Source organism: Rheinheimera sediminis (assembly GCF_004005375.1).
Taxonomy (GTDB): domain Bacteria; phylum Pseudomonadota; class Gammaproteobacteria; order Enterobacterales; family Alteromonadaceae; genus Pararheinheimera.
On the sequence record NZ_RZUF01000017.1, the window covers coordinates 41,868 to 64,292 of the forward strand.

General features: G+C 45.2%; 19 protein-coding genes. 10 read left to right on the forward strand and 9 right to left on the reverse strand.

Annotation, left to right across the window (positions count from 1 at the left end):
- Positions 1-22: 22 nt before the first annotated feature.
- The 3 genes from mtnN to EMM73_RS12740 all read left to right on the forward strand — a co-directional run bounded on the left by mtnN (position 23) and on the right by EMM73_RS12740 (position 6,334).
- Entirely contained in the window at positions 23-736 is a 714-nt protein-coding gene (mtnN, locus tag EMM73_RS12730; RefSeq protein ID WP_127686835.1) for a 5'-methylthioadenosine/S-adenosylhomocysteine nucleosidase, read from the forward strand.
- A complete protein-coding gene (locus tag EMM73_RS12735; RefSeq protein WP_127686837.1) occupies positions 737-1,696 on the forward strand; it encodes a cobalamin biosynthesis protein CobD/CbiB in 960 nt (319 codons plus the stop codon).
- A 216-nt stretch (positions 1,697-1,912) separates the two neighbouring features.
- On the forward strand, positions 1,913-6,334 hold the full coding sequence (locus EMM73_RS12740; protein ID WP_315851045.1) for an EAL domain-containing protein: 4,422 nt from the start codon (positions 1,913-1,915) through the stop codon (positions 6,332-6,334).
- Positions 6,335-6,414: 80 nt separating this feature from the next.
- On the opposite strand, the gene EMM73_RS12745 is transcribed toward EMM73_RS12740, so the two are convergent.
- Together EMM73_RS12745 and EMM73_RS12750 are read right to left on the reverse strand one after the other, a co-directional pair.
- Entirely contained in the window at positions 6,415-6,861 is a 447-nt protein-coding gene (locus tag EMM73_RS12745; protein ID WP_127686841.1) for a hypothetical protein, read from the reverse strand.
- A 314-nt stretch (positions 6,862-7,175) separates the two neighbouring features.
- Positions 7,176-7,937, reverse strand: a complete 762-nt coding sequence (locus EMM73_RS12750) for a helix-turn-helix domain-containing protein (protein WP_127686843.1) — start codon at positions 7,935-7,937, stop codon at positions 7,176-7,178.
- A gap of 132 nt (positions 7,938-8,069) precedes the next feature.
- On the opposite strand from EMM73_RS12750, the gene EMM73_RS12755 reads away from it, so the two are divergent.
- The 6 genes from EMM73_RS12755 to EMM73_RS12780 all read left to right on the forward strand — a co-directional run bounded on the left by EMM73_RS12755 (position 8,070) and on the right by EMM73_RS12780 (position 15,288).
- Complete coding sequence (locus tag EMM73_RS12755) at positions 8,070-9,098, forward strand: serine hydrolase domain-containing protein (RefSeq protein ID WP_127686845.1); 1,029 nt, start codon at positions 8,070-8,072, stop codon at positions 9,096-9,098.
- Positions 9,099-9,617: 519 nt separating this feature from the next.
- A complete protein-coding gene (locus EMM73_RS12760; protein ID WP_127686847.1) occupies positions 9,618-10,469 on the forward strand; it encodes a DMT family transporter in 852 nt (283 codons plus the stop codon).
- A gap of 246 nt (positions 10,470-10,715) precedes the next feature.
- Entirely contained in the window at positions 10,716-11,990 is a 1,275-nt protein-coding gene (locus EMM73_RS12765; protein ID WP_127686849.1) for an efflux RND transporter periplasmic adaptor subunit, read from the forward strand.
- A gap of 27 nt (positions 11,991-12,017) precedes the next feature.
- Positions 12,018-12,722, forward strand: coding sequence for an ABC transporter ATP-binding protein (locus tag EMM73_RS12770; protein WP_127686851.1), 705 nt, complete (start codon positions 12,018-12,020; stop codon positions 12,720-12,722).
- Between the two features lie 9 nt (positions 12,723-12,731).
- Entirely contained in the window at positions 12,732-14,042 is a 1,311-nt protein-coding gene (locus tag EMM73_RS12775) for an ABC transporter permease (RefSeq protein ID WP_127686853.1), read from the forward strand.
- Positions 14,043-14,052: 10 nt separating this feature from the next.
- Entirely contained in the window at positions 14,053-15,288 is a 1,236-nt protein-coding gene (locus tag EMM73_RS12780; protein ID WP_127686855.1) for an ABC transporter permease, read from the forward strand.
- Between the two features lie 153 nt (positions 15,289-15,441).
- On the opposite strand, the gene EMM73_RS12785 is transcribed toward EMM73_RS12780, so the two are convergent.
- The 7 genes from EMM73_RS12785 to EMM73_RS12815 all read right to left on the reverse strand — a co-directional run bounded on the left by EMM73_RS12785 (position 15,442) and on the right by EMM73_RS12815 (position 21,380).
- Positions 15,442-15,711 (reverse strand): hypothetical protein, encoded by a 270-nt coding sequence (locus tag EMM73_RS12785; RefSeq protein ID WP_127686857.1) that lies wholly within the window; start codon positions 15,709-15,711, stop codon positions 15,442-15,444.
- Positions 15,712-15,971: 260 nt separating this feature from the next.
- Positions 15,972-16,433 (reverse strand): G protein-coupled receptor family protein, encoded by a 462-nt coding sequence (locus tag EMM73_RS12790; RefSeq protein ID WP_127686859.1) that lies wholly within the window; start codon positions 16,431-16,433, stop codon positions 15,972-15,974.
- A 77-nt stretch (positions 16,434-16,510) separates the two neighbouring features.
- Complete coding sequence (locus EMM73_RS12795; RefSeq protein ID WP_127686860.1) at positions 16,511-17,092, reverse strand: hypothetical protein; 582 nt, start codon at positions 17,090-17,092, stop codon at positions 16,511-16,513.
- Between the two features lie 126 nt (positions 17,093-17,218).
- The gene (locus EMM73_RS12800; protein ID WP_127686861.1) at positions 17,219-18,538 is read right to left on the reverse strand and encodes a HEPN domain-containing protein; all 1,320 of its coding nucleotides are present in this window, start codon (positions 18,536-18,538) and stop codon (positions 17,219-17,221) included.
- Positions 18,539-18,644: 106 nt separating this feature from the next.
- Positions 18,645-19,061 (reverse strand): hypothetical protein, encoded by a 417-nt coding sequence (locus tag EMM73_RS12805; protein WP_127686862.1) that lies wholly within the window; start codon positions 19,059-19,061, stop codon positions 18,645-18,647.
- Positions 19,062-19,450: 389 nt separating this feature from the next.
- On the reverse strand, positions 19,451-20,236 hold the full coding sequence (locus EMM73_RS12810) for a LytR/AlgR family response regulator transcription factor (protein WP_127686863.1): 786 nt from the start codon (positions 20,234-20,236) through the stop codon (positions 19,451-19,453).
- A gap of 1 nt (position 20,237) precedes the next feature.
- Positions 20,238-21,380, reverse strand: coding sequence for a sensor histidine kinase (locus EMM73_RS12815; RefSeq protein WP_127686865.1), 1,143 nt, complete (start codon positions 21,378-21,380; stop codon positions 20,238-20,240).
- A gap of 327 nt (positions 21,381-21,707) precedes the next feature.
- On the opposite strand from EMM73_RS12815, the gene EMM73_RS12820 reads away from it, so the two are divergent.
- The gene (locus EMM73_RS12820; RefSeq protein WP_127686867.1) at positions 21,708-22,385 is read left to right on the forward strand and encodes a DUF2306 domain-containing protein; all 678 of its coding nucleotides are present in this window, start codon (positions 21,708-21,710) and stop codon (positions 22,383-22,385) included.
- Positions 22,386-22,425 lie beyond the last annotated feature (40 nt).

Consider the following 22,425-nt stretch of genomic DNA (forward strand, 5'->3'; position numbering starts at 1 on the left):
TTATTATTTTGAGGATCGGCAGATGCAACTTGTGGGTATTATCGGCGCTATGGAGCCGGAGATTGCAATTTTAAAAGCTCAGTTAAGCGATATGACCAGTGTCAAACTGGCCGACTATGAATTTTATCGGGGTCGTCTGGCCGACACTGAAGTCGTGTTAGTGCAATCAGGCATAGGTAAAGTAGCTTCTGCAGTTGCCACCACATTAATGATTAGCCAGTTCAAACCAGACTGCGTGATCAATACAGGTTCAGCCGGTGGTTTTGACCCGGAATTAAATGTAGGCGATGTGGTAATTTCATCTGAAGTACGACATCACGATGTAGATGTGACAGCTTTTGGTTATGAAATGGGTCAGGTGCCCCGCATGCCAGCAGCTTTTACCGCCCATCCGGCGCTTATTAGCGCAGCTGAGCAAAGCATCACTACCTTAGGTTTTTGCAAAACGAAAAAAGGCTTAATCACCACTGGTGATGTGTTTATGTGCCAGCCTGAGCGTATTGCTCAAACCCGTGCACAATTCCCAACCATGCTGGCTGTAGAAATGGAAGGCGCAGCCATAGCTCAGGCTTGTTATCAGCTTAATACTCCATTTGTGGTGATCCGCAGCTTAAGTGATATCGCAGGCAAAGAGTCGCCAACCTCTTTTGAAGCTTATTTAGAAATCGCCTCGAAAAACAGTTCTGCCATGGTGCTGGAACTGCTGAAAAATCTGAAAACGGTTCAGTTAAGCTAAATGCTGTATTGGCTGGACGATCTTTCGGCTTATCCACTGGTAATGCTAAGCATTTGGTTGCTTGGCAGCCAGTTGTTATTGCCGCAGGATTATCAACCTTTAACCTTTTTCCGCATTTTTGCCAAACAACTGGCCGCAAAAGTTCATCCTGATCCAAACAGAGCCAGCAGTCAGCAGCTAATTTCTGGCAGTTTAGCTTTAGCCTTAGTCATGTTGCCTACGCTCGGCTTGCTTGCCCCTTTGTACTGGTTATCCGATTGGCCTTTGGTGCTGGATGGGCTGTTACTGTATTTTTGTCTGGATTTTGTGTATTACCGCAAACAAAGTCACAAAATAACCCTGGCAGTCAGTCAACAACAAAACAGCAGAGCCAAAGATCTGTTACAACCTCTGGTGTTACGCCAAACCCAAGGTTTAAGCAGTACAGGCTTATGTAAAGCCACCATCGAAATGCTATGGCTTCGTACTGCTAAACAATGGATAGGCGTCAGTTTCTGGTTTCTGATAGGAGGAGGACTGGCTGCTGTGGCTTATCGTTTACTGCTGTTATGTAACCAACAGTGGAATGACAAACAAGACAACTTCCGCTATTTTGGCCGCCCCGCAGCTTTGCTGACCCAGTGGGCCAGTTTTCCTGCCTGCTTGCTCACTGCACTTTTACTGGCCTTATTGACCAATCTAACAGGTGCATTCAGGCAATGGCAGCAGGCGACCCAGTTAAAACTTTGTCTGCCCCAATGGCTTATTTTGGGCGTCCTGGCTTCGGCTTTAGAGGTGAATCTGGCAGGTCCCGTTATTTATCAACAACAAAAATATCAGCGCCAACGGCTTGGCCCCACTCGTTTACCTGAGGTAAGTGACCTACTTAAGTCACTGAAACTAAACCGACAATTCCAGCTTTATTGCGCTTTTCTGGTGTTTATTTTCATCTTGTTACAAAGCCTGTTGCTGATCTATTAACTTGCTCTGTGTTTTTGTAAATTTCTTTGGGACTATGCTGGACTTTGTAAGGCCATTCACTGTATTTTCTTAAACTTATGCCACCAGCACTGCATTAATAACAATAATAATCATATCTTCAGAGGAATAGTTTTGCCTGTTTTAGCCTTATTGCGCTATGTTTGCTGTCTGTTGCTGCTTTGTTGCTTTTGCCAAGTTGTAACAGCTGCACCGCTGTTGCAGCCATTAACCCCTGACCAAAACCTATCCCAAGGCTCAGTCAATGACTTGCTGCTTGACCGTCAGGGTTTCTTATGGATTGCCACTGATGCTGGGTTAAACCGCTATGATGGCTATAAAAACCTGCAAATTGGCGCAGATTCCTCTCAGCTACAAAGCCTGAGCTTTACTAAACTGCTGATAGACACAAAACAACATGTCTGGGCTTTGGCGCCACGTTCGGGTTTGTATCTATTTGATCCTATTAAAAATCAACTTATTCTGCATAAATCCTTACCTGGTGCAGTGACACTACAAAACCGCTTTATCAATTTAATACCATCAGACGATCAACAGTTGCTGCTGAGTACCAGAACTGAGCTGTTCAGCTATAACACAGAGACCAGTGAGTTGCTCCCGTTAGCTCAGCTTGCTGACGTAGAGTTAGAGGTAGCTAACATTCGAGTGCTGCTCAATACAAAAGATTGGGTACTGCTTGGTACCAGTCATGGTTTAGTGATCTATGACAAATCCAGCCAACAGCTCAAACTTGTGCCTCATTTACCTTCGGGGCCATCCCTGGAATACCAGCGCCATGTCAAAGCCCTAAAAATTCAGCATCAATCTCTGCTTGTAGGTACAGTCGAAGGCTTGTATCAACTGGAATTGTCAGCAATCCAACAATTCTTAGCAACGGGGCAAAGGCCTCAGAGCAAAGTATTAATGGCTGAGCCCAATGTCTGGCAAATTAAAATCCAGTCTGATGATTTATTAGTAGCGACAGAACGTGGTCTGCTGAGGTATAGGCCAGAGCTGGGCAAAACTGAGTCGGTACTGAAATTCAGCGACAGTAACTTTAATTTGTCTGACGACAACATCATAGCGTTAGAAGAGGATGGTCAGGGGGGGTACTGGCTGGGTAGTCGCTTTGATGGCGCTTATTATTGGCATCCTCGCAGCAAAGCCATTCGCAACTTCAGTCGCACCGGGCCTGAGGCCTTGAGTAATGACAAAATTACCGCCATTGCCGAAAAAAGTAGAGAGGAGCTGTGGCTCGGCAGCCGCAATGGCTTGAATTTATTAAATTTGAAAACACAACAGGTTCAGCATTATCTGGTTAACCCTGATCCTAAAGCTGTGTGGCACAGCAGTACCATAATGAATTTATCAATGGACCAAGCGGGCGACCTTTGGTTTTTATCTTCCAGCGGTTTGAACTACTTCTCCGACCAAAACAAAGAGCTACAGTTACCGCCAGTTGCACAGCCGCATTATAGGTCTGTACTTAGCAAAGCAAGACCCGGCAGTTGGCTCAATCAGCAGCATCCTTTTTATCTGTTAACCAGAGAGAGTTTTTACCTCTATAACCCGATAACGGGGCAAATAGAAGAACTTACTGCTCTGAATGAAAAATTACCTGCGGCTGAGATCCTCGCTATTTTAGGCCAATGGCCAGGCCAACCTGACTGGCTGGTGTTATCCGCTTATGAAAAGCTTTGGGCCTACAATGAGAAAACAACAGAGTTAAAGCTGCTGTATGAAGCAGACTTCAGCCCAACTTTTCGCATGCGTTTTGCAGACCAGATGACTGTGGATAAAAACAATACTCTGTGGTTCAGCGCTGCAGACATTGGTTTACTGGCTTTTGATGTGACAACCATGACATTGAAGCATCATTTTCATAGTAAAAACAAACTACATACAAATTCAGTCTATGCGGTAAATAGCGATTTAATGGGGCACATCTGGTTCTCCAGCTTACATGGCGTGTCCTCGTTAAATGTCGATACTCTGCATATAGAACAGTTCAGTAAAAATGATGGTTTATCCAGCAATGAATTTATTAGCCAGAGCAGTAAGACCTTAAGCAATGGCGAAGTCGCTTTTGGCTCCATTCGGGGAGTGAACCTGTTGTCGCCGGCTCAGTTGACTGAACCTCGGCGTAAACCTCGTATTGTTATTACACAACTGGATTTATTGTCCTCCCCTATTGAGAGTCCACTGACAGATTTATCTGGACAGTCTTTTAGCTTGCCCTACAACAGTCAGGGCTTAACCATCAGTTATTCCAGCCTGAATTTTCGCGACAGTGGAAAAATGCGCTACAGGTATTGGCTGGACGGCCCGCAGCGTTTGGTTTTCCCCGAACAAAGCTCCAGTTCAGTGATGTTTCCTCAGCTCACACCAGGGCATTACCAATTTAATGTTGTGGCGGTATCCCCTGTGACCGGGCTGGAGAGCGAAGTAGCAACTTTGCGTCTATTCGTCGAGCCTGCTCCTTGGTTAAGTCACTGGGCTTACATGCTGTATGCCACAGTGTCTTTGATCATTATGTTGTTTTACCTGCGCACCCGGCAGAAGCAACAACGCATGCTCAAACTGGCCCATGCCAAAGTTACAGCCAGTGAGCAGCGTTTAAAACAAGCGCTGGATTCCATCGACAGTGGCGCCTGGGAATGGCATGCCCGTAAAAACATTATGTTTGCGTCCCGTATTTACAGCATGCTGGGGTATCAGGAAGCTCTCAACCCGCTGGCGATGAGCCAACATTTATCCTTAGTGCACCCGGAAGATAAAGACGCGTATCAGCAAGCTTGGCTAAAACTGATGCAAACGCCGGATAAAACCTTTGATCACACCTACCGCATGCAACATAAAAATGGCAAATGGCTTTGGTTCCGTGACATAGGTAAAGTGGCTGAAGTGGATGATGAAGGACAGCCAGAACGGGTTATTGGTACCTTCAGCAACATTACCGAAACCAGAGCAAACCAGGAAAAAGCCAGGCTTTTTGGTGAAGCTTTCCAGCAAACCCGGGATTGGGTAGTGATTTTAGATGCAAGCCAAAGAGTGATAGCTGCTAACCAGTCTTTTACTGACGTATTTGGCTCTGTCGACAAGTATCTGGTTAGCCCTAAAACTCACCATCTGGGCATCAGCCTGCAGCGCCGCCGTTTTTACACCTCTTTGTTAAGGGGTTTAACAGTAAACCAGCACTGGCAAGGTGAAGAGCTGGTGCATACACCAGATGGTAAAGAGCGCCCTGCCCTGATTAACATCAGCGCTATTGGTGATGTGGATAAAGTAGAGTTTTTTGTTTTGGTGTTTACTGACATCACAGCGCAAAAAGTGGCAGAGGAAGAATTACGTTATCTGGCCAGTTACGACTCGCTGACAGGTTTACCTAATCGCACCTTGCTGATGGACCGTATTCAACATGGCATAGACCAAGCAAAACGCGCCAAAAAATCTTTGGCCTTATGTTTTATTGATCTCGACAAATTTAAACAAGTCAACGACTCTTTAGGCCATGACGTTGGCGATCAGTTACTACAGGAAGTCGCCAGACGTTTGCGCTCGACGTTAAGAGAAACCGATACCATAGCGCGTTTAGGTGGCGACGAATTTGTGGTGTTACTGGAAAGCTACAAGAACGACGACAATATCAGCCATGTAGCCCGCAAGATGCTGCAATCTATTGGCGAGCCAATGCAATTGGGTACTCATGTCGTCAGCGTATCGCCCAGTATAGGTATAGCTGTGTATCCGGATGATGCGACAGACGCCAATGCCTTATTAAAACATGCAGACGTTGCCATGTATTATGCAAAAGATTTAGGCCGTAATAACTTCCAGTTTTTTATTGCCGAAATGAACGAAAAAGCCCAGATGCAACTGGCCAAAGAAACCCAGTTAAGGCAAGCCTTTAAAGATGGAGAATTCATTAACTATTACCAGCCTATAGTTGACTGCCGCAGTCAATCCGTCATAGGTGTGGAAGTCTTAATGCGCTGGTGTCATAAAAATACCCTAATACCGCCAACAGAATTTATTCCTATGGCTGAAGATTTACGCCTCATTATTCCTATGACGTTATCACTGCTGGAACGTGCTTTGGCTGACTTACAGCAATGGCGTAATGCAGGTTTAGATCTGTATTTGTCGGTGAATTTATCCACTAGCCATCTGGAACAACTGTCATTGGCTGAACATACTGCTAAGTTACTGCAAAAATATCAGCTACCCGCTTCATGCCTTCGCTACGAAGTCACAGAAAGCGCCCTGATGCGGGACCACGCAAAAGCCATTACTACTATGCTGGCACTGAACGAACTGGGTATTCAGCTCGCACTGGATGATTTTGGTACAGGGTATTCATCGTTAAAATATTTAAAAGAATTACCCATAGACGCCATTAAAATTGACCGTAGTTTTGTTAAAGATATCGGCATAGATCCGGATGACGAAACCATTATCGAAGCCATTTTGTCTATGGCTGGCAGTTTAGGTATGAGTTGTGTTGCCGAAGGCGTAGAAACAGAACAACAACTGGCATTCTTCAGTAGCCGCCAGTGTTATCTGATCCAAGGCTATTTGTTTGCTAAGCCTATGCCAGCGATAGAACTGATCAACTGGCTGCATAGTGAGCATTTGAATTAAGTGGTCATAACGCCCGTCGGAGTAGAAAATTTTACTTGAGGGTTGGTCTAAGCGGATTAGCGAGGTGCAGTACGACCAGATCAGCAGCGTAATTGCCGATAGCGTTGTAACAGAGTTTGCAGCCGTTGTGGAATGGAACCATAGATCTCTTCATCGATTTTATAAGCTGCAACATTACCAGAAATAAAATGCAGCGAAGGCAGCAACAGCTCCATCACCGGTAAAATAGCCTCTGGCGCAGCATCAAGCTTTGCTTGAACCAGATTAAAATAACAATCGACGGCACAATCACTGTCGTCGGAACTGTAATGCTCATCAATTATATAGTCACGCAACGCAAAAATATAATACTGAAAAGCTCTCACCGGCATAAACCGCAGTTCATCGGTACGCTCAATCACATTCCGTTTGAACAGGGGTTGTAACTCTGCAAGCGTTTTGCCGAAGAAAATCTTAAAAGCATAGCGGGCATCAATATCATCTTTATAACCTTGCCAGTCTTGCAAGCCAGGAATTTTATCGGTCATGAGTTACTCTCTGAGGTTAAATTGCGTTAATCGAGCAGATTCTAAATGAACCAGCCCGTTGGATTCACGCACCAAAGATTAATACTGTTGGTTGATGTGGTCTGCAAAACACAATCGAAGAAGGAGTGATTTGTAGACTACCCTCTTGATTTACGTCTAGGTAGTGAATGTCAACTTTGAGCGAAAAGCAGTTGTTCAGAGCACGCGTTCTCGAAAAAACGAATCTCTGCTTTGCCTTATTTGCAGACATTCGTTTTTTCGTGAACCCAGAGTGTATCCTCAGATCAGGTGGCCAATTTCAGTGCGCCACTACATTAATCAAAATTTGTAATATTTGTTATCTTAAAGCCCAGATTAATGTCGTCTTTCCTGTAGCCGCAAACTACAAAATGATGTGATGGATGTTCCGATTGGGTAAAATAGCTTTCAGATAATTCGGCATAACGCGAAACCAGTTCCATTGTCTCTTTGTACATTTTAGCCCTTAGTTCATCTGGAAGCATCAGTGGTTTGACAAGTACAAAATCTTCGTGATTTTCATCGTCAAAAAGTCTGTTTGATACCTCGAACAATGCATTTTGGATTTCTTTGAATACAAATTTCGTACTTTTCATGAACCCTAATGGGGCACTAACTAGAAACGATACCTTACCGCCAACACTTAAGGAAATTAACTGTATTTCTTCTAGTTTCCGTAAGTACAAATAAGAGGACACGGCAGTAAGTTTGTGTTCAATTTGAATTTGCTGTGGATTTTTTTTATTAACAAACAACTCAACAAAATACTGATATAAATTTGGAAATCGACAAAATGCATTGTCTTGCTCTTTAGTGAACATCGTATGCTCAGGTTTTTGAGCCTCAACTTGCTGCCAAATTTCATGAAACTCAATTCCAACTGAATCACATATAGCTAAAAGTTTGCTGAAGGCTATTTCTTCAGAGTTCAGTTGCCTTTTAACGGTGAGTAACGAAACTCCTAATCTATTTGCAAGCTGCTGATAGGTAATATTTTGGTCTTTTAATTTTCTTTTTAACAGGAATAGACACTGTTGTAATTTTTTTGAGGGGGTCATTGGGTTAGTTATTTAGTTACCTGACTACAAAAAAAGGTATCACATAACGATACCTTACAGTTAGCGCTATGACTTCTTTTTTTGGTTGATACAATTGAATTCAGACAATGGCAATTTCAGGATCACGAGCAGATGGAAGCTTCAATAACCCCCGATCATTTTGGCGCAGATGAGGTAAAATTTATTCATGGCACGTTGGCAAAGTTTCCAACAAACAGCCAACTAGCAATGGTAAGGATTGTCGATAATCAGCCTCAATTTTATGGAGCAATTAAAAATAATACACAGGTTGAGTATATTGATAACCGCTACGCTGTATTTGACATAGGCTCTATTGCTAAAACTTTCACATCAGCAATATTGGCGCAACAAGTTGTAGAACGGAAACTTTCGCTCAATGATGAAGTGTCTGAAATCCTTGGGTTCCAATTTAATAACAACACAAAAATTACACTCAAGCAGTTAGCAAATCACACTTCAGGGTTATCACGGATCCCATCAGATTTGTTTTGGGAACTATTTTTTAAAAATAAGGATAATCCATATGCTAATTATGATCAGTCAAGGTTAAAGGAATATTTGCAGCAGAAGTTGAAAATAAAAAATCAAGATAAATTTAGCTATTCTAACTTAGGAGCTGGTTTACTTGGCTTCGTATTGAGCGAAGTAAATAAAGTATCGTATGAATCTATGCTACAAAAAGCCATATGTGAGCCATTAGGCTTAAAACAAATCACAACATCACGTGAAAACGCGGGATCAAATCTCGTACAGGGACTAAATACGAAAGGGATCCCGGTACCACATTGGGATTTAGGCGCATTGTTGGGGGCTGGTGGTATATATTCAAGTATTTTTGATTTGGCAAAGTATATTATTCATAACATAAACGATACGAATTCCGGCTTTGAGCTGCAACGTGAAAAAACTGCGACAGTAAATAAACAAATGGGTATCGGGTTAGGGTGGTTCATCGCAAAAAAACAAAATAGCGATAATACTATTTATTTTCACGACGGTGGAACAAACGGATTTACATCAATAGTTTTCATGAATATTCAAACACGAAGTGGGATTGCTATATTAAGTAATATCTCAGCAAACCACGTTCTAAAAAGAGGCTGCCTTCCACAATTAGCACAAAAACTATATAGACGTTAACGAACATTTAGCCTAAATGCTCAGCGATATAGTCTGAGCGCTGGCAATCAGCGGAAAAGCGAAACTAATAACACATTATTTTTAAACGTTCTGGCAATTCGTGATGTCTCGAAATTTTCGAGAGTCCCAGTTCAGTTATGGTCAGAAATGTCCGCTTTCAGTGAAAAGCGCCGATTTAATCGTTTCTCAGTGAATTTCTGCTGCTGGCACAGAGTAACGATTTAGAGTAACTCAGAAGCCGACTGGACAACAAGTTAGCAGACTCTGTCTAGCAGGAGAAAGGCTGTATTTTAGCAAGTCAGTTATCTGACTTGCTGCCAACTGAACGGGTTTCGCAGAGCAAAACCCTCGAATCTCCCAGAGCTGCCTGGATGGATGTATTCACAGCGACTCTGCGTTGTAGTTGGCCCGTGATTTCGCCCTGAATTCGTTTTAACCCATAGACGGGCGACCATAAAGGTCGCCCCTACATTTTTTACTCTGCTATACTGCGCGCCTCTTCGATGGATGTGATTTCCGATGCAACCCAATTTGCTGAAAGGCGCGTTATTGCTGTTACTGGCTGAAGCTAGTTTTGCTGGTATAGGCGCTTTAGTCAAACTGACCAGCGACAGTGCCAGCAATGCGCAAGTGGTGTTTTTCCGCAACTTTTTTGCCTTATTGGTGATGTTGCCCTGGCTTTGGGTGCATGGTAAACAGTTGCTCTATACCAAACGCTGGTATCTGCATTTAAGCCGCTCTGTCACCGGCATTATTTCGATGTACTGCTTCTTTTATGTCATCAGCCAGTTGCCTTTAGCCCAAGCTATGGTGGTGCTATTAATGTCGCCTTTTATCGTGCCGCTGATTGCCAAATATTGGCTAAAAGAAACGGCCAGCCGACTGACCTTATTCGGTATAGCGCTGGGGTTTGGTGGTGTGTTATTGGCTTTACCTGTAGCCAGCGGTGGAGGCGCTTTTTATCTGTTTTTAATAGCGCTGTTATCTGCCGTGTTAGTAGCAGTCACCAAAACTACCATTCGTTATATGTCTGACACTGAACCCGCAGCCCGTATTGTCTTTTATTTTTCCTTACTAACCGCCATTATTTCTTTTGTGCCCGTGCCTTTTTATTGGCAGGAATTACCTGCCATCGCCTGGTGGGCCTTTGCTTTTATGGGTATTTTGGCCGCTGTAGGCCAGATGGCCATGACTAAAGCTTATGCCTTGGCGCCTGCTTCTGATATTGGTATCTGGACTTACAGCTCAGTGATTTTTGCCGGGCTTTTTGGTTATCTGTTCTGGTCTGAACCTGTGACTATGAGCTGGTTTGCTGGTGTGGCTATTATCTTTTATGCTGGATATATCAGCACCAGACAAAGGTTATGGTAACTGCCCTGCGTCCTTGAAGCTGCGCGCTTTGTTGACTGAGTTCTTTCGCCCCCACATTAATTTGAATTAATATCGCGGGCGACCATAAAGGTCGCCCCTACGTCTTACCAAACAATCTTCATGGTTTTCAATCAACAAAATTTATTTTTATTTCGTTCAAACCTTTTTCCTGCCCCTGACGACTCATTGGTAATAACGGCATTTGTCGATACCTTACCAAAAAAGAGCCAAAGCACAGGGAAAACCATGAAAATAGCGGATACCAGCAGCCAGGATGAACGGCTGGCACCAAAAAAAACCACTAAAAAACTCTGGGTCGCAGGCTCCGTCAGTCTGCTTTTGGTCTTGCTGTTATGGCAGATAGTTCCGGCGGCTCGCAGTTGGTCGCAGTCAGATATCTCAGTGTCTTTATCGCGAGTACGACTGGATACAGTCAGGACAGCAGATTTTACCCGCGATATTTCAGCTCAGGGCCAGGTGGTCGCAGCGGTCAGTCCTAAGCTGTACGCACCTGCAGAGGGCACCATCAGCTTATTACTTGATGCAGGTACAGAAGTGAAACAAGGCGATGTGCTGGCGACTATCGACAGCCCCGAGCTAAACAATAGGCTACAGCAGGAACAAGCTACCTTTTACAGCCTGGAAACCAGCCATAACCGTCAAAAAATCTTAGCGAAAAAGCAGCAACTGACAGACAAAAAAGCTGTGGATATAGCACAAGTGACCTTAACCACAGCAGAGCGGGAAAAACGCCGCGCTGATCAGGGTTTTGACAAAGGTGTGATCAGCAAAATTGAACATGAAAAAGCACAGGACGATTTAGAAACCGCCAAATTGCAGCACCAGCACGCTGTGGAAGATGCCCGGCTGAATAAAGAAAACCTCGATTTTGAAGTGCAAAGTTTAGCTCAGCAGTTAGACCGCCAACGTTTGCTGGTGGAAGACTTCCAGCGTCAGGTCAATGGCTTGCAAGTCCGTTCTCCGGTCAATGGCTTATTGGGTAATCTGGCGGTAGAAAACAAAACCTATATCAGCAAAAACCAGCTGATTTTATCTGTAGTGGATTTAAGCCAGTTTGAGGTAGAAATTGCCGTACCAGAAAGTTATGCCAACGACTTAATCATTGGCCTGCCGGTAGAAGTCACTGCTGAGCAGAAGCTATATATGGGCTCATTGGTGACTATTTCTCCTGAAGTCTTTGAAAACCAGGTGAAAGGCCGGGTGCGTTTTACCAAAGAAGCGCCCCCTGCCCTGCGTCAAAACCAACGTTTAAGCAGCCGTATTCTGCTGGAACACCGTGAAGGCGTGATACAGGTGGCTCGTGGCCAGTTCCTCGACAGCAGCAATGGCAAATTTGCCTACAAAGTCAGCAATGGTATAGCCATCAAAACCCCAATTGAACTGGGAGCGCGCAGTCTGAACTCAGTCGAGATTCTGGCAGGGCTGCAACCAGGCGATCAAATCATCACTTCAGGCACCGATATATTCGACGGCGCCAGTACAGTGCAACTGAATAACTAATGAAGGCAAACCATAGAGGGACTTAGTATGTTAACTATGAACAAAATCAGTAAATCTTTTATCACGGACGATGTGGCCACTCATGCATTGCGCGATATTCAGTTGCATGTCAACGAAGGCGACTTTGTCAGTGTGACAGGCCCTTCCGGCTCAGGCAAAACCACCTTTTTAAATATCGCAGGCTTGCTGGAAACCAGCACCAGCGGCGAATACCTGCTGGACGGTGAAGACATAGCCAAACTAAACGACAGCGGCCGCTCCCGCATGCGTAATCAGAAAATAGGCTTTATTTTTCAAAGTTTTAACCTTATTCCGGATTTAAACCTGTTCGATAACGTCGATGTGCCTTTACGTTACCGCGGCCTGAATACAGCTGAGCGCAGAAAACGTATTGAGCATCATCTGGATCAGGTGGGTTTAGCCTCACGGATGAAACACCTGCCAAGTCAATTGTCCGGCGGTCAGCAGCAACGTGTGGCCATAGCCAGAGCTTTGGCCACATCACCCCGTTTTTTACTGGCGGATGAGCCAACAGGAAACCTGGACAGTCAAATGGCACAAAGCGTGATGAGCCTTTTGGAAGATATTAATAAAGCTGGTACCACTATTTTGATGGTGACGCACGACCCAAGCCTGGCTGCCCGCGCCAAACGTCAGATTTACATTAAAGATGGCCATGTCAGCGAGCTGACCAGCAATAACCCGAACCTGCATCTGGTTAACGAAGCTTAAGGAGCTGCTATGTTTTCTTATTATTTAAAACTAGCCTGGTTAAGCTGTAAACGTACCTGGGGCATGACCTTGCTAATGGTTTGCGCTATAGGTTTAGGTATTGGCGCGTCCATGACCACTATTACTGTCAACTACCTGATGTCGGCCAACCCTATTCCGCATAAAAGTGAACAGCTGTATTTTGTCCAACTGGACGCCTGGCAGCCCAATGATTCTTTCAACGACGATGGCGATGCCCCAACCCAGTTAACCTATCGGGATGCCACTTATTTATGGCAGGCACAAAAAGCTAAACGCCAAAGTATTCAAAGCGGTATGTCTGCAGTAATAGAGCCTGCCGACAAAGAAGTGTTGCCTTTTATGGTGCAGGGCCGCGCCAACAGTGCCGACTTTTTCCCTATGTTTGATGTGCCTTTTTTATATGGTAGCGGCTGGGACCATCAGGCTGATCTGAAAAAAGAGCGGGTGATAGTGATCAATGCCGAACTGAATGAACGCTTATTTGGTGGCAAAGACTCGACAGGCCAAACAGTACGGATGGCAGGTGAAGACTACAAAATCACTGGCGTGATCGACAGATGGAACCCTAAACCTAAGTTCTACGATATCAGCACTGGTGCTTTTAATGATGTGGAAGAAGTCTTTGTGCCTTTTAGCCTCATTACCGAACAAAAGTTCAGCCGCTCTGGCAATACCAACTGCTGGAAACCCACAGAATCAGGCTTTCAGGCTTTCTTAGATTCTGAATGTATCTGGGTGCAACTCTGGGTGGAATTACCCACAGCTCAGGATAAAGAAGCTTACTTCAGCTTTATGAATGCCTACGCCAAAGAGCAGCACCAATATGGCCGTTTTGCCCGCACTGACAACAACAAATTACGCGATGTGATGCAGTGGCTGGAATACGCCGAAGTGGTATCAGACGACGCCAGCATGATGATGGCGATGTCGCTGATGTTTCTGCTGGTGTGTTTGCTCAATACCCTAGGTTTATTGCTGGCGAAATTTTTAGGCAAAGCGGCAGAAATCGGTGTGAGGCAGGCCTTAGGTGCCAGCCGTAACGATTTGTTTATTCAGCATTTAATTGAATCAGGCTGTATAGGGTTGGCAGGTGGCTTATTGGGTTTAATCCTCGCCTTACTTGGGCTTGAAGCCATCAAAGTGATGTACGGCGACTGGATCCGAGATTTAGCTCAGCTGGATTTCACCTTGGTCGCTATGGCAATCAGCCTGGCTGTTGTCAGTGCTTTATTAGCCGGTTTATACCCCACATGGCGTGCCTGTCAGGTGCAGCCGTCCGTTCAGCTGAAAAGCCAATAAGGAGTTTGCCATGTTAGAACTGTTAGCCCGATTGGAACTGGGCCCTATGTTCCGCGCTTTAATGCGCAATAAAATTGGTGCTTTGCTGATCGCCCTGCAAATCGCCCTAACCCTGACCATTATGGTGAACGCCATTTTTATGATGCAGGAACGCAGTCAGCAAATGGCTCGAGCTAGTGGCTTAGATGAAACCAATACTTTTTATCTGAGCAACACCATCTTTGCGCAAAACTACAATGTGAAAACCGCTTTACAGCAGGATTTGCAACGCATTCGGCAAATTCCGGGCGTGGTCGATGTCACCCAAATCAATGCAATACCGTTAAGCGGCGGCGGCTGGTCTATGAGCCTGCAAACCAAAGCCGGCGATGATATTGAAGGCACAGGCAGCGCAGTTTACATGGTGGACGAGCATGGTATCGATGCTTTAGGCCTGGAGCTTATCGCTGGTGAAAACTTCCAAAGCCCAGATATAGGCTGGCGTGAAATAGGCAGTACCAAGTGGCCTGCTAAAACCATTATCACCAAAGCATTAGCAGAAGCTATGTTTGAAGGGGACTGGAAAAGTGCCTTAGGAAAAACTGTCTACATTGACAACCATCAGCCAATGCAAATCACAGGTATTATCAACACACTGCAAGCACCATGGAACGGCTGGAATGGCGTAGAGCGCAGCATGCTGGTGCCGCAGCAACTGGATGGCAAAGGCAGCCGCTTTTTTATCCGCACCGAACCGGGCCGTCGTGACGAGTTAATGCCTGTGATAGAAAAAATGCTGGCCGAAAGCGACAGAGGCCGCATTATCCGTAAGGTCACCAGCATGGAACAAACCCGTGACGAAAGTTATCAGGAGCATCAGGCCACCAACACTATTCTGCTAACGGTCATTATTGTACTTACCCTGATCACCGGCTTCGGCATTGTCGGTCTGGCGATGTTCAGTATCAACAGACGCACTCGCCAAATCGGCACCCGCCGCGCTTTAGGCGCCAGCCAGTGGCAGGTGATGCGCTACTTTATGCTGGAAAATCTGCTGATAAGCTTCGCTGGTGTGGTGCTAGGTGCTGCAGGAGCAGTAGGTTTAAATATCTGGCTGGTTTCAACCTTCAGTATGAGCCCGTTAAGCCCTGTGTTGCTGGTGATTGGTGTTATTGCCTTGCTGATAGTAGGCCAGTTAGCGGTCAGCTATCCGGCCTTAGTCGCGTCAAAAATCTCGCCTGCGACAGCGACCAGAGGACGAGCTTAGACATGCCGTAACGACTCCCTGGTAAGTAAAAAGTTACCAACCTCTCCCTCAGCTTTTTTGTCCTTCGGCTGAGGGATTTTTGTTTTCAAGTGCAACCCCCTAAGCACCTTATTGCGGATCTCGATTACACATGTTGTAAATCAATTAAGCGCTTTAGCGCCCTGTTACTCTAATAAAGTCCATAATCTCATACATCAATATTATTTTTTTCGAAATTAACTCCGTTGGTTCTACTGGATAATCCGGCTTAACTAGAGTAGCTATTAAATGTCGTAATCCTCGCTCATTAACACTACATCCATGGTCAGCAATATATTGATCGACAAATTTATAAAACATATCCATATCTGTCGGATGGTTTGTGTGCCAATGTCCAGCTAACCATCTCCGCAAAGAACTCATACAACTTGGTGATAGATTCATTTCGATCTCCTTCTTCTGAATAACTTGATTGCAGCAGCGATAACGCCTAGGTTGCAGTGTTTAAATTAATCCGCTGACAACATTGAAGGATTGCAGTTGAATCTTGGCTGGTGAAAATGAAGTTAGATCAATGCGGCTGTACTCGCTATCGTATTGGTAGAGGACAAGGCGTGATACATTTTGATAGTTGAAGATTATCTATACGCAAACAGAAATAACAAACACCGCAATACTTGCTCGTACCAACGTTGTTATTTTGATTAATGGCGGGAGTCATTTACGGCTCCGTTAACCAAACTCGCTCTTTGAGTTAGCTCGTTGACTATTGATTCTTCTTTTCCATCACAGATCAGGGTTACCCGTCCATTAACAGAATTATAAAGCATCAGTGTTACTTGGCCGTTACTGTATAAAAAGTAACATAAACCAATACAGATTAACCAAACACCAACCACCATCAAGCCAGCAATAGCTTGCATTAGGGTGTCCGATAAAACGATCACTTTCCCAAAGGTCATAATCACCAAAAACCAAACAGGAATGGTAACAAATTTCCACATAACATTTTTCTCAGTTAGTACAATAGGGTTTTCTATGTCAATACCAGAATATGGCACTTTAAATTCAATAGTCTGATCGCCATCAGAAAATTTATGACGAAATGAATCGGGATTAAACTCAAATGTACTGCTTCTTCCTTTGAGTTTTTGATTAATAACCAATGAACCCTCCTATAAAATAACGCCCGCGTAATAGGCACGAGCTTGTGAGCGTACTGATTGATGCGTTTGTTAAATGCTTACTTAGTTGCACTGCTTAACACCCAGAAACCAATTGGCCAAGCGGCTAATAATGAGTAAGTAATTAGGTTTGCATTGCGAACCTTAGCCTTGATACTCAGCGACGGCAGTGTTTTATTGAGTTTTTTTGAAACAAAATACTCTGACCACCAGGACGCGAAGAAGAACGGGATCAATAAAACCAAACCCGCAACGGGAATCATCCAGTTCAGATCTTCTTCATATGGTATCAACCATGGAGCCTGCCAAGTAACAGCTAAGACTTTACCCATGGCCGAATTAATTCCGTAGGCGCCACCACCGCCAGTAACCACTTGAACTAACACAAGTAGAAGCCATGTAAGAGGAATACCTATAAGGGTTGAGGCCACATTAGAAATGCTTACCGTTTTCAAAGATTGACCAAAAGGCAGTTCCAAACCCTTTGATATATAGAGTGTTTCTACAGCTATGATCGGTACTAACGACATTAAAAATGCCGGCATAGCCAAAAACAGCATCGGTACACCTGCATTAGCGTAGGCAATACCCGGAACTACCAATGCAAGAACAGTTAATATGACATTTTTGGATTTATGCACGATTCCCTCTTGGTACTTAACGCCCGCAGCACGCGCGGCATTGTAATGAAGGCGCAGCCGCCATGGAAAAGCCGTCGCTGTACCTGCGATTGTTAGAAGCCCCTTACAACGTTAGTGGCGAACAAATCAAACTTCCATCGGGGCGTAAACACATTCATCGTTGATCTTTCCAAAGTGAATTTCGACTTGCTCACCGAAAGCCTCAGAAAATTCTTGTGCGTGCCGGCGAACACGTGTCAGTGGGTAGTCAACATCGTCTTCTCGTAAAACACATACTAGGCGTATTTTTGAAAAATTCTCAATCGCTTGCATCGACATCCAGTGCTTGAACTGTCTTTCTGCCACCATTCTCAACATGGAATAAAAGCTTCTCGGCCGGATTGACTTGACGTCAATAGCTAATGTTTCACCATCCTTTTCCGCTATAAAATCAAACCCTCGCCTCGTAGATGACTGTGAGATTTCGTAACCGGAACGAGCGTAGTATTCCGCAACGGCTTTTTCGGCGATAAAGCCTATTGCCTGCGGTGATTCGGATTGGTACGAATAGATAATCAACTCTCGATCCTCCTCATCGAGATCTATCTCCACTAGCTTCTCCGTGGCCTTTCGAATGATAGCCTTAATGTCACTGGACAAACCTACTATCTGATCAAATTCCACTTTAGTAAGGTTGCGATTATGGGCAACCTTGTTTCTGAGCTTGTAAAGAATTTCCCACTTCTTCTCTAGCCCCTTATCCTTTTCATCAAGCAACGATGAAAAATACTTTTCCCAATTCGATTTTGGGACATACTTTAGTATTTTCTCTTTATCGTCATCAGAGAATGTTGTTTTTAAAAGAATTCGATCCAACTCTTCAAGACTGATATCTCGCTTTTTATCAAAAAGAACCTGCTTTAGATGGATGAAGTCGAGTTTATAAAGGTCGTTTAAGTAGACCTCCTCTTCGTCGTAACTCTCTATCTTTTTAAATAGCTCTGGATTAATCGCGTCTTTGGACCAGTTCATCCCAACATTAATCAGCATGAACTTGGCGATGAGCCTTCTCATCAGATTCTCAACTTCGTTGATTACCGGATACGACTTCTCTGCATAAATTCGACCAACCCCATCCCATAATGTGTTAATGGCAGTGCTGCCTGGAGAAATTCGTTCAGAAATAGACTTTACCCGCTCACAAAGCTCAGAGAATTCATCCACAGCATCTCTGCTCATAGATTCCAGAACCAATAGAAAGAATCGTTCGTCCTTGTCCTTGACCTTGTCCGTTTCAACACGAAAGCGTGCGGAAACAAGGTCTTTTGCTTTTGGAGATCTACGATAAGCCAACTTCTGTCCAGAGATGGTTATTAGTGCATCAACCTTAAGAAAATCGACGAAGGCTTTCTTGCTGCTACAGAACGAGTCTGTCCCCGGTACTAAAATCAGATATTCATTTTTCAAACTTTTAGCTTCCTTTTCTCGGCTTGTAGCAGACTTCTAACGCCCGCCACAAACGCGAGCAACTTGTTGCGAGTCGAGCCGCGAAGCGGCGTTTTGATGGCGTTTGTTATAAGCTACCAGCTGACAAAGCAAGTGACACCCCAGAACCCAGAATGAAAAAAACAAAATTTACGGCAACACCTTTCCAAAACGACTTACTACCTTCTTTTCGTAATTCGCCTTTTAATAATTGAGCAACAGCGTCGACTTGTTCTTGATTAATTGATACCAAATTTTTGTACTTCTCAGCATCGTTTTTCAGTTCTACAACTAATTGCTGCCGGCTCTGAATTTCTTTTTCAACTTCAGTAACAAGATGGCTCGATTCCCTAAGTGCATCAGTTAACTTATTTATCCTGTCTTCCAAAGTCTCTTGCGACTTGTGTTTACGATTTCGCTGAGCCTGAAAAAATGCTGCGATGGCAGAGGTAACAGCGCCAATTGCTGCCGCACTCGACATAACGGAAACAAACTCAATAGACACGAATTACTCTCCTTGCTTATAACAATCCATTTTCAAAGGCAGCCTGCCCGCAAGTCGAACATTGTTTCGCCTTCTTTCATGATTTTTACTCATACCAAACTAACGCTGATGTACCTCTATTTCAACAGGTTTTTCTGAAATGAGTAAATTTGCGTCCGGCAAAATTTATACAGGCAGTACGCTAGTTGTTCTTAAATGTACTCAAGCTCGACAATTGGAAATTCATCCAGTGGTTTGGGCGTGCCAAAGGAATGAGTAGCAGAGGTTTGCCACAATGCCTAATTCAGCTTTTGCCATGAAGCAACGCTGCAAATGCCTTCAGGAAAAGGGCATAATTTGCTGACGCACAGCCAGGTTCAGGCATCAAATCAACTACAAACCAGTACAGCTTACATCTGCTTAAAATGATGTAAATAGCTGCGGCTGACTGGCAGATGTTCGGTTCGGCCTTTCAGATAGACAGTGGCGGTTTCATTTTCGCCGCGTGTGACATGGCTCACCCTGTTCATATTCACCACCACAGAGCGGTGTATTTGCAAAAAGTCATTGCTGTCCAGCTGTTCAAGCAGTTCTTTTAGTGGCGTGCGAATGAGGGCTTCTACTGCTTTCCCCTCATGATCGCGCCAGCCGACTAGCGTGTATTTTTCATCTGAGCGCAGGAAGTCTATGTCTTCTACCGGGATCATCCGCACCGATTGTCCGATGGAGGCTTTAATCCAGCGTAAAGGCTCCGGCGCGGCTTTTTGTTGTAAACGCGCCTCCAATTTATCCAATAACATCTCGATGTCGGGCGCAGCTTGCTGGGAGCCTAAACGTTCGCGCACCCGCAGTACAGTCTCGGCCAGTCGCGCCTGCTCTACAGGTTTGACTAAATAATCCAATGCGCCCTGGGTAAAAGCTTCGACCGCATATTCACTGTAGGCGGTGACAAAAACAAAGTGCGCACCGCGGCCAATCTGGCGCGCCACTTCAATGCCTGTCATGCCCGGCATATGAATATCCAGAAAACACACTGTAGGTTTAAGCGCCTGATACTGTTCCAGCGCTTCGCGGCCATTGCGGGCCTGCGCCACGATGTTTAATTCGGGCCAGGTTGCCGCGAGCAGCCGGGCCAAAGCACTGCGCAGCAAAGGTTCGTCGTCGGCTATCAGTGCAGTCGGCTGGGTTGAAGTCATATTAATCTCCTGAAAGCCCGCTGGTCGTTGCAGTAACCTGTAGTGCCGGAATACTGATATTTACACAAAAGCCATGCGGTTCAAGCGCCATTAAACTAAGTTGAGCCTGATCGGCAAAAATCAGATGCAAGCGTTCGCGCAGATTGGCGAGGCCAGTGCCTAAACCCTGGCTCTCTGCTTTGCCACCAACAGCAGGGCCACCAAGAGCAGGTCCACTCAAGCCTATCCCTGTGTCTTTCACTTGTGCCAGACAACGCCCATCCTGTAACCGGGCAGTGACCTCAATTTGCCCGCCTTCTTCACTGGGGTCGATACCATGCCGAATGGCGTTTTCTACCAGCGTTAACAAAGTCATAGGCGGGCATTGCACTGCCAGTGCTGCTGGATCTGCGTCAATGGCAAACTGCAAGCGATCGGGCATGCGCATATGCATCAACTCAAGGTAAGCCCGCACCAATTCCAATTCTTGTCCTAAGGTGGTGGCACTGTGATGCAAATTAGGCACTGCAGCGCGTAAATAAGTGATCAGACTATTCAGCACCTGCGAGGCCTGTGATGAGCCAGAATCCACTAATTCACGCACGTTTGCTAAGGTATTAAATAGAAAATGCGGCTCCACCTGAGCTTGCAATAAACGCAGCCGTGAATCCAGCGCGTCCCTGGCCAATTGACTGCGCTCCAGTTCAAATGACAACGCCTGTTGCTGCGCCTGGCCGTTGATATGGCGATAGAGCGCCGACATGGCAATCCAGGGCGACACTAAAAGACCTGCAGCAACCAACATACCAAAGCCCAACATTTTTTTGGAGTCCAATGACCAGACTTCAGGATGTGAAAAAGTCGTCAGAGAATAAATAAACACCGCAGCAAAAGGCGTCACTACTGCGACTGCTACCACCTGCAGCACCCAGCGCGCCACCCAACCGGGTAATCGCTTCGGCCAGCGCTCAACTATGCCAAAAGCAAGCAATTGCATACAACCGACAAACAGCACCCGTATAGGCGGCAACAGCCAACTGGATTGAAAAATGGGTAACCATAACAGGGTTAACACCGTGCTGGCCAAGATGACCACGCGCAAACGCGGCCAGCCAAACAGCGCTGGCGGCTTTGATAATAAAACAGAGGGATCGCGATGTTGCATAGGTAAACCAACTCAACCGGTAAACACACAATTGTTATTCATTGCAGCGCTGCAGCAATGAGTGAATAGGCTTAGCTTACACTGCAACCTTAGGCCATGTATTCCCTTCAATGATGACTAACGCAGTGACAGGGATAGATGACGTTATCAGCAGATGAATAACGAGGGACTCCCTGATTTGAATTCAGTACCACTGATGCCGTCACTTATCCTGTTAGAGCGTCATCAAGTCGACCCAATCCGTACTTCGTCCATACCAGCCGCTACACAGACCGTTATTTGGTTTATTCTGCCAGCTATCAGATTTGCAACCACAACAGAGTTTTTATGACCTGGATCCATATTATCGCGGGCTTAGTAGCCATCCTTGCAGGCGCAATGGCCATGATTGCAGCCAAAGGCTCACCACTGCATCGCAAAGCCGGGGCCATGTTTACCCTTTCGATGTTAATCATGACGGGCAGTGCCGCCATAGTTTCGCTGTTTTTACGTACCGACCACGTCACAGGCGTTGTCGCTTTGGTCACATCTTATCTGGTTTGTACTTCGTGGTTGGCTGTGAAGCGCTCTGTTCAAGACAGTTATTGGGTAGTGGCAGGCTTTGCATTGGCAGCGGCAATACTGGGGGTGTATGCACTCAATCTTTGGTTCAATTTTATCGACGATCCAAAAAGCTTAATCACCAAAAACAGCCCACCTCAGACGCTGATGGTGTTTGGTGCCATCAGTTTGTTATGTGCCGTGCTGGATGTACGTTTATTGCGGGCTGGACAGATCATTGGCGCACAGCGTTTGGTGCGGCACCTGTGGCGGATGTGTTTTGCGATGTTAATTGCTACCGGCTCATTTTTTGCAGGCCAAATGCAAGTCTTCCCAGCTATGCTGCAAAAAAGCGCGGTGTTGGGTATTCCGGTTCTGCTGTTCCCTGTACTGCTGGTGATCCTGACCACACTCTATTGGTTGGGTCGAACTTTGCTTAAGCCGAAGCGCGTGATCGTCAGGTGAATTAAAGCTTGGAGAGCTGACATCAAGTTAGATGATAGTA

Coding starts and splice junctions, on each gene's coding strand:
- mtnN (WP_127686835.1), top strand. CDS start 23: ATGCAACTTGTGGGTATTATCGGCGCTATGGAGCCGGAGATTGCAATT.
- EMM73_RS12735 (WP_127686837.1), top strand. CDS start 737: ATGCTGTATTGGCTGGACGATCTTTCGGCTTATCCACTGGTAATGCTA.
- EMM73_RS12745 (WP_127686841.1), bottom strand. CDS start 6,861: ATGACCGATAAAATTCCTGGCTTGCAAGACTGGCAAGGTTATAAAGAT.
- EMM73_RS12750 (WP_127686843.1), bottom strand. CDS start 7,937: ATGACCCCCTCAAAAAAATTACAACAGTGTCTATTCCTGTTAAAAAGA.
- EMM73_RS12755 (WP_127686845.1), top strand. CDS start 8,070: ATGGAAGCTTCAATAACCCCCGATCATTTTGGCGCAGATGAGGTAAAA.
- EMM73_RS12760 (WP_127686847.1), top strand. CDS start 9,618: ATGCAACCCAATTTGCTGAAAGGCGCGTTATTGCTGTTACTGGCTGAA.
- EMM73_RS12765 (WP_127686849.1), top strand. CDS start 10,716: ATGAAAATAGCGGATACCAGCAGCCAGGATGAACGGCTGGCACCAAAA.
- EMM73_RS12770 (WP_127686851.1), top strand. CDS start 12,018: ATGTTAACTATGAACAAAATCAGTAAATCTTTTATCACGGACGATGTG.
- EMM73_RS12775 (WP_127686853.1), top strand. CDS start 12,732: ATGTTTTCTTATTATTTAAAACTAGCCTGGTTAAGCTGTAAACGTACC.
- EMM73_RS12780 (WP_127686855.1), top strand. CDS start 14,053: ATGTTAGAACTGTTAGCCCGATTGGAACTGGGCCCTATGTTCCGCGCT.
- EMM73_RS12785 (WP_127686857.1), bottom strand. CDS start 15,711: ATGAATCTATCACCAAGTTGTATGAGTTCTTTGCGGAGATGGTTAGCT.
- EMM73_RS12810 (WP_127686863.1), bottom strand. CDS start 20,236: ATGACTTCAACCCAGCCGACTGCACTGATAGCCGACGACGAACCTTTG.
- EMM73_RS12815 (WP_127686865.1), bottom strand. CDS start 21,380: ATGCAACATCGCGATCCCTCTGTTTTATTATCAAAGCCGCCAGCGCTG.
- EMM73_RS12820 (WP_127686867.1), top strand. CDS start 21,708: ATGACCTGGATCCATATTATCGCGGGCTTAGTAGCCATCCTTGCAGGC.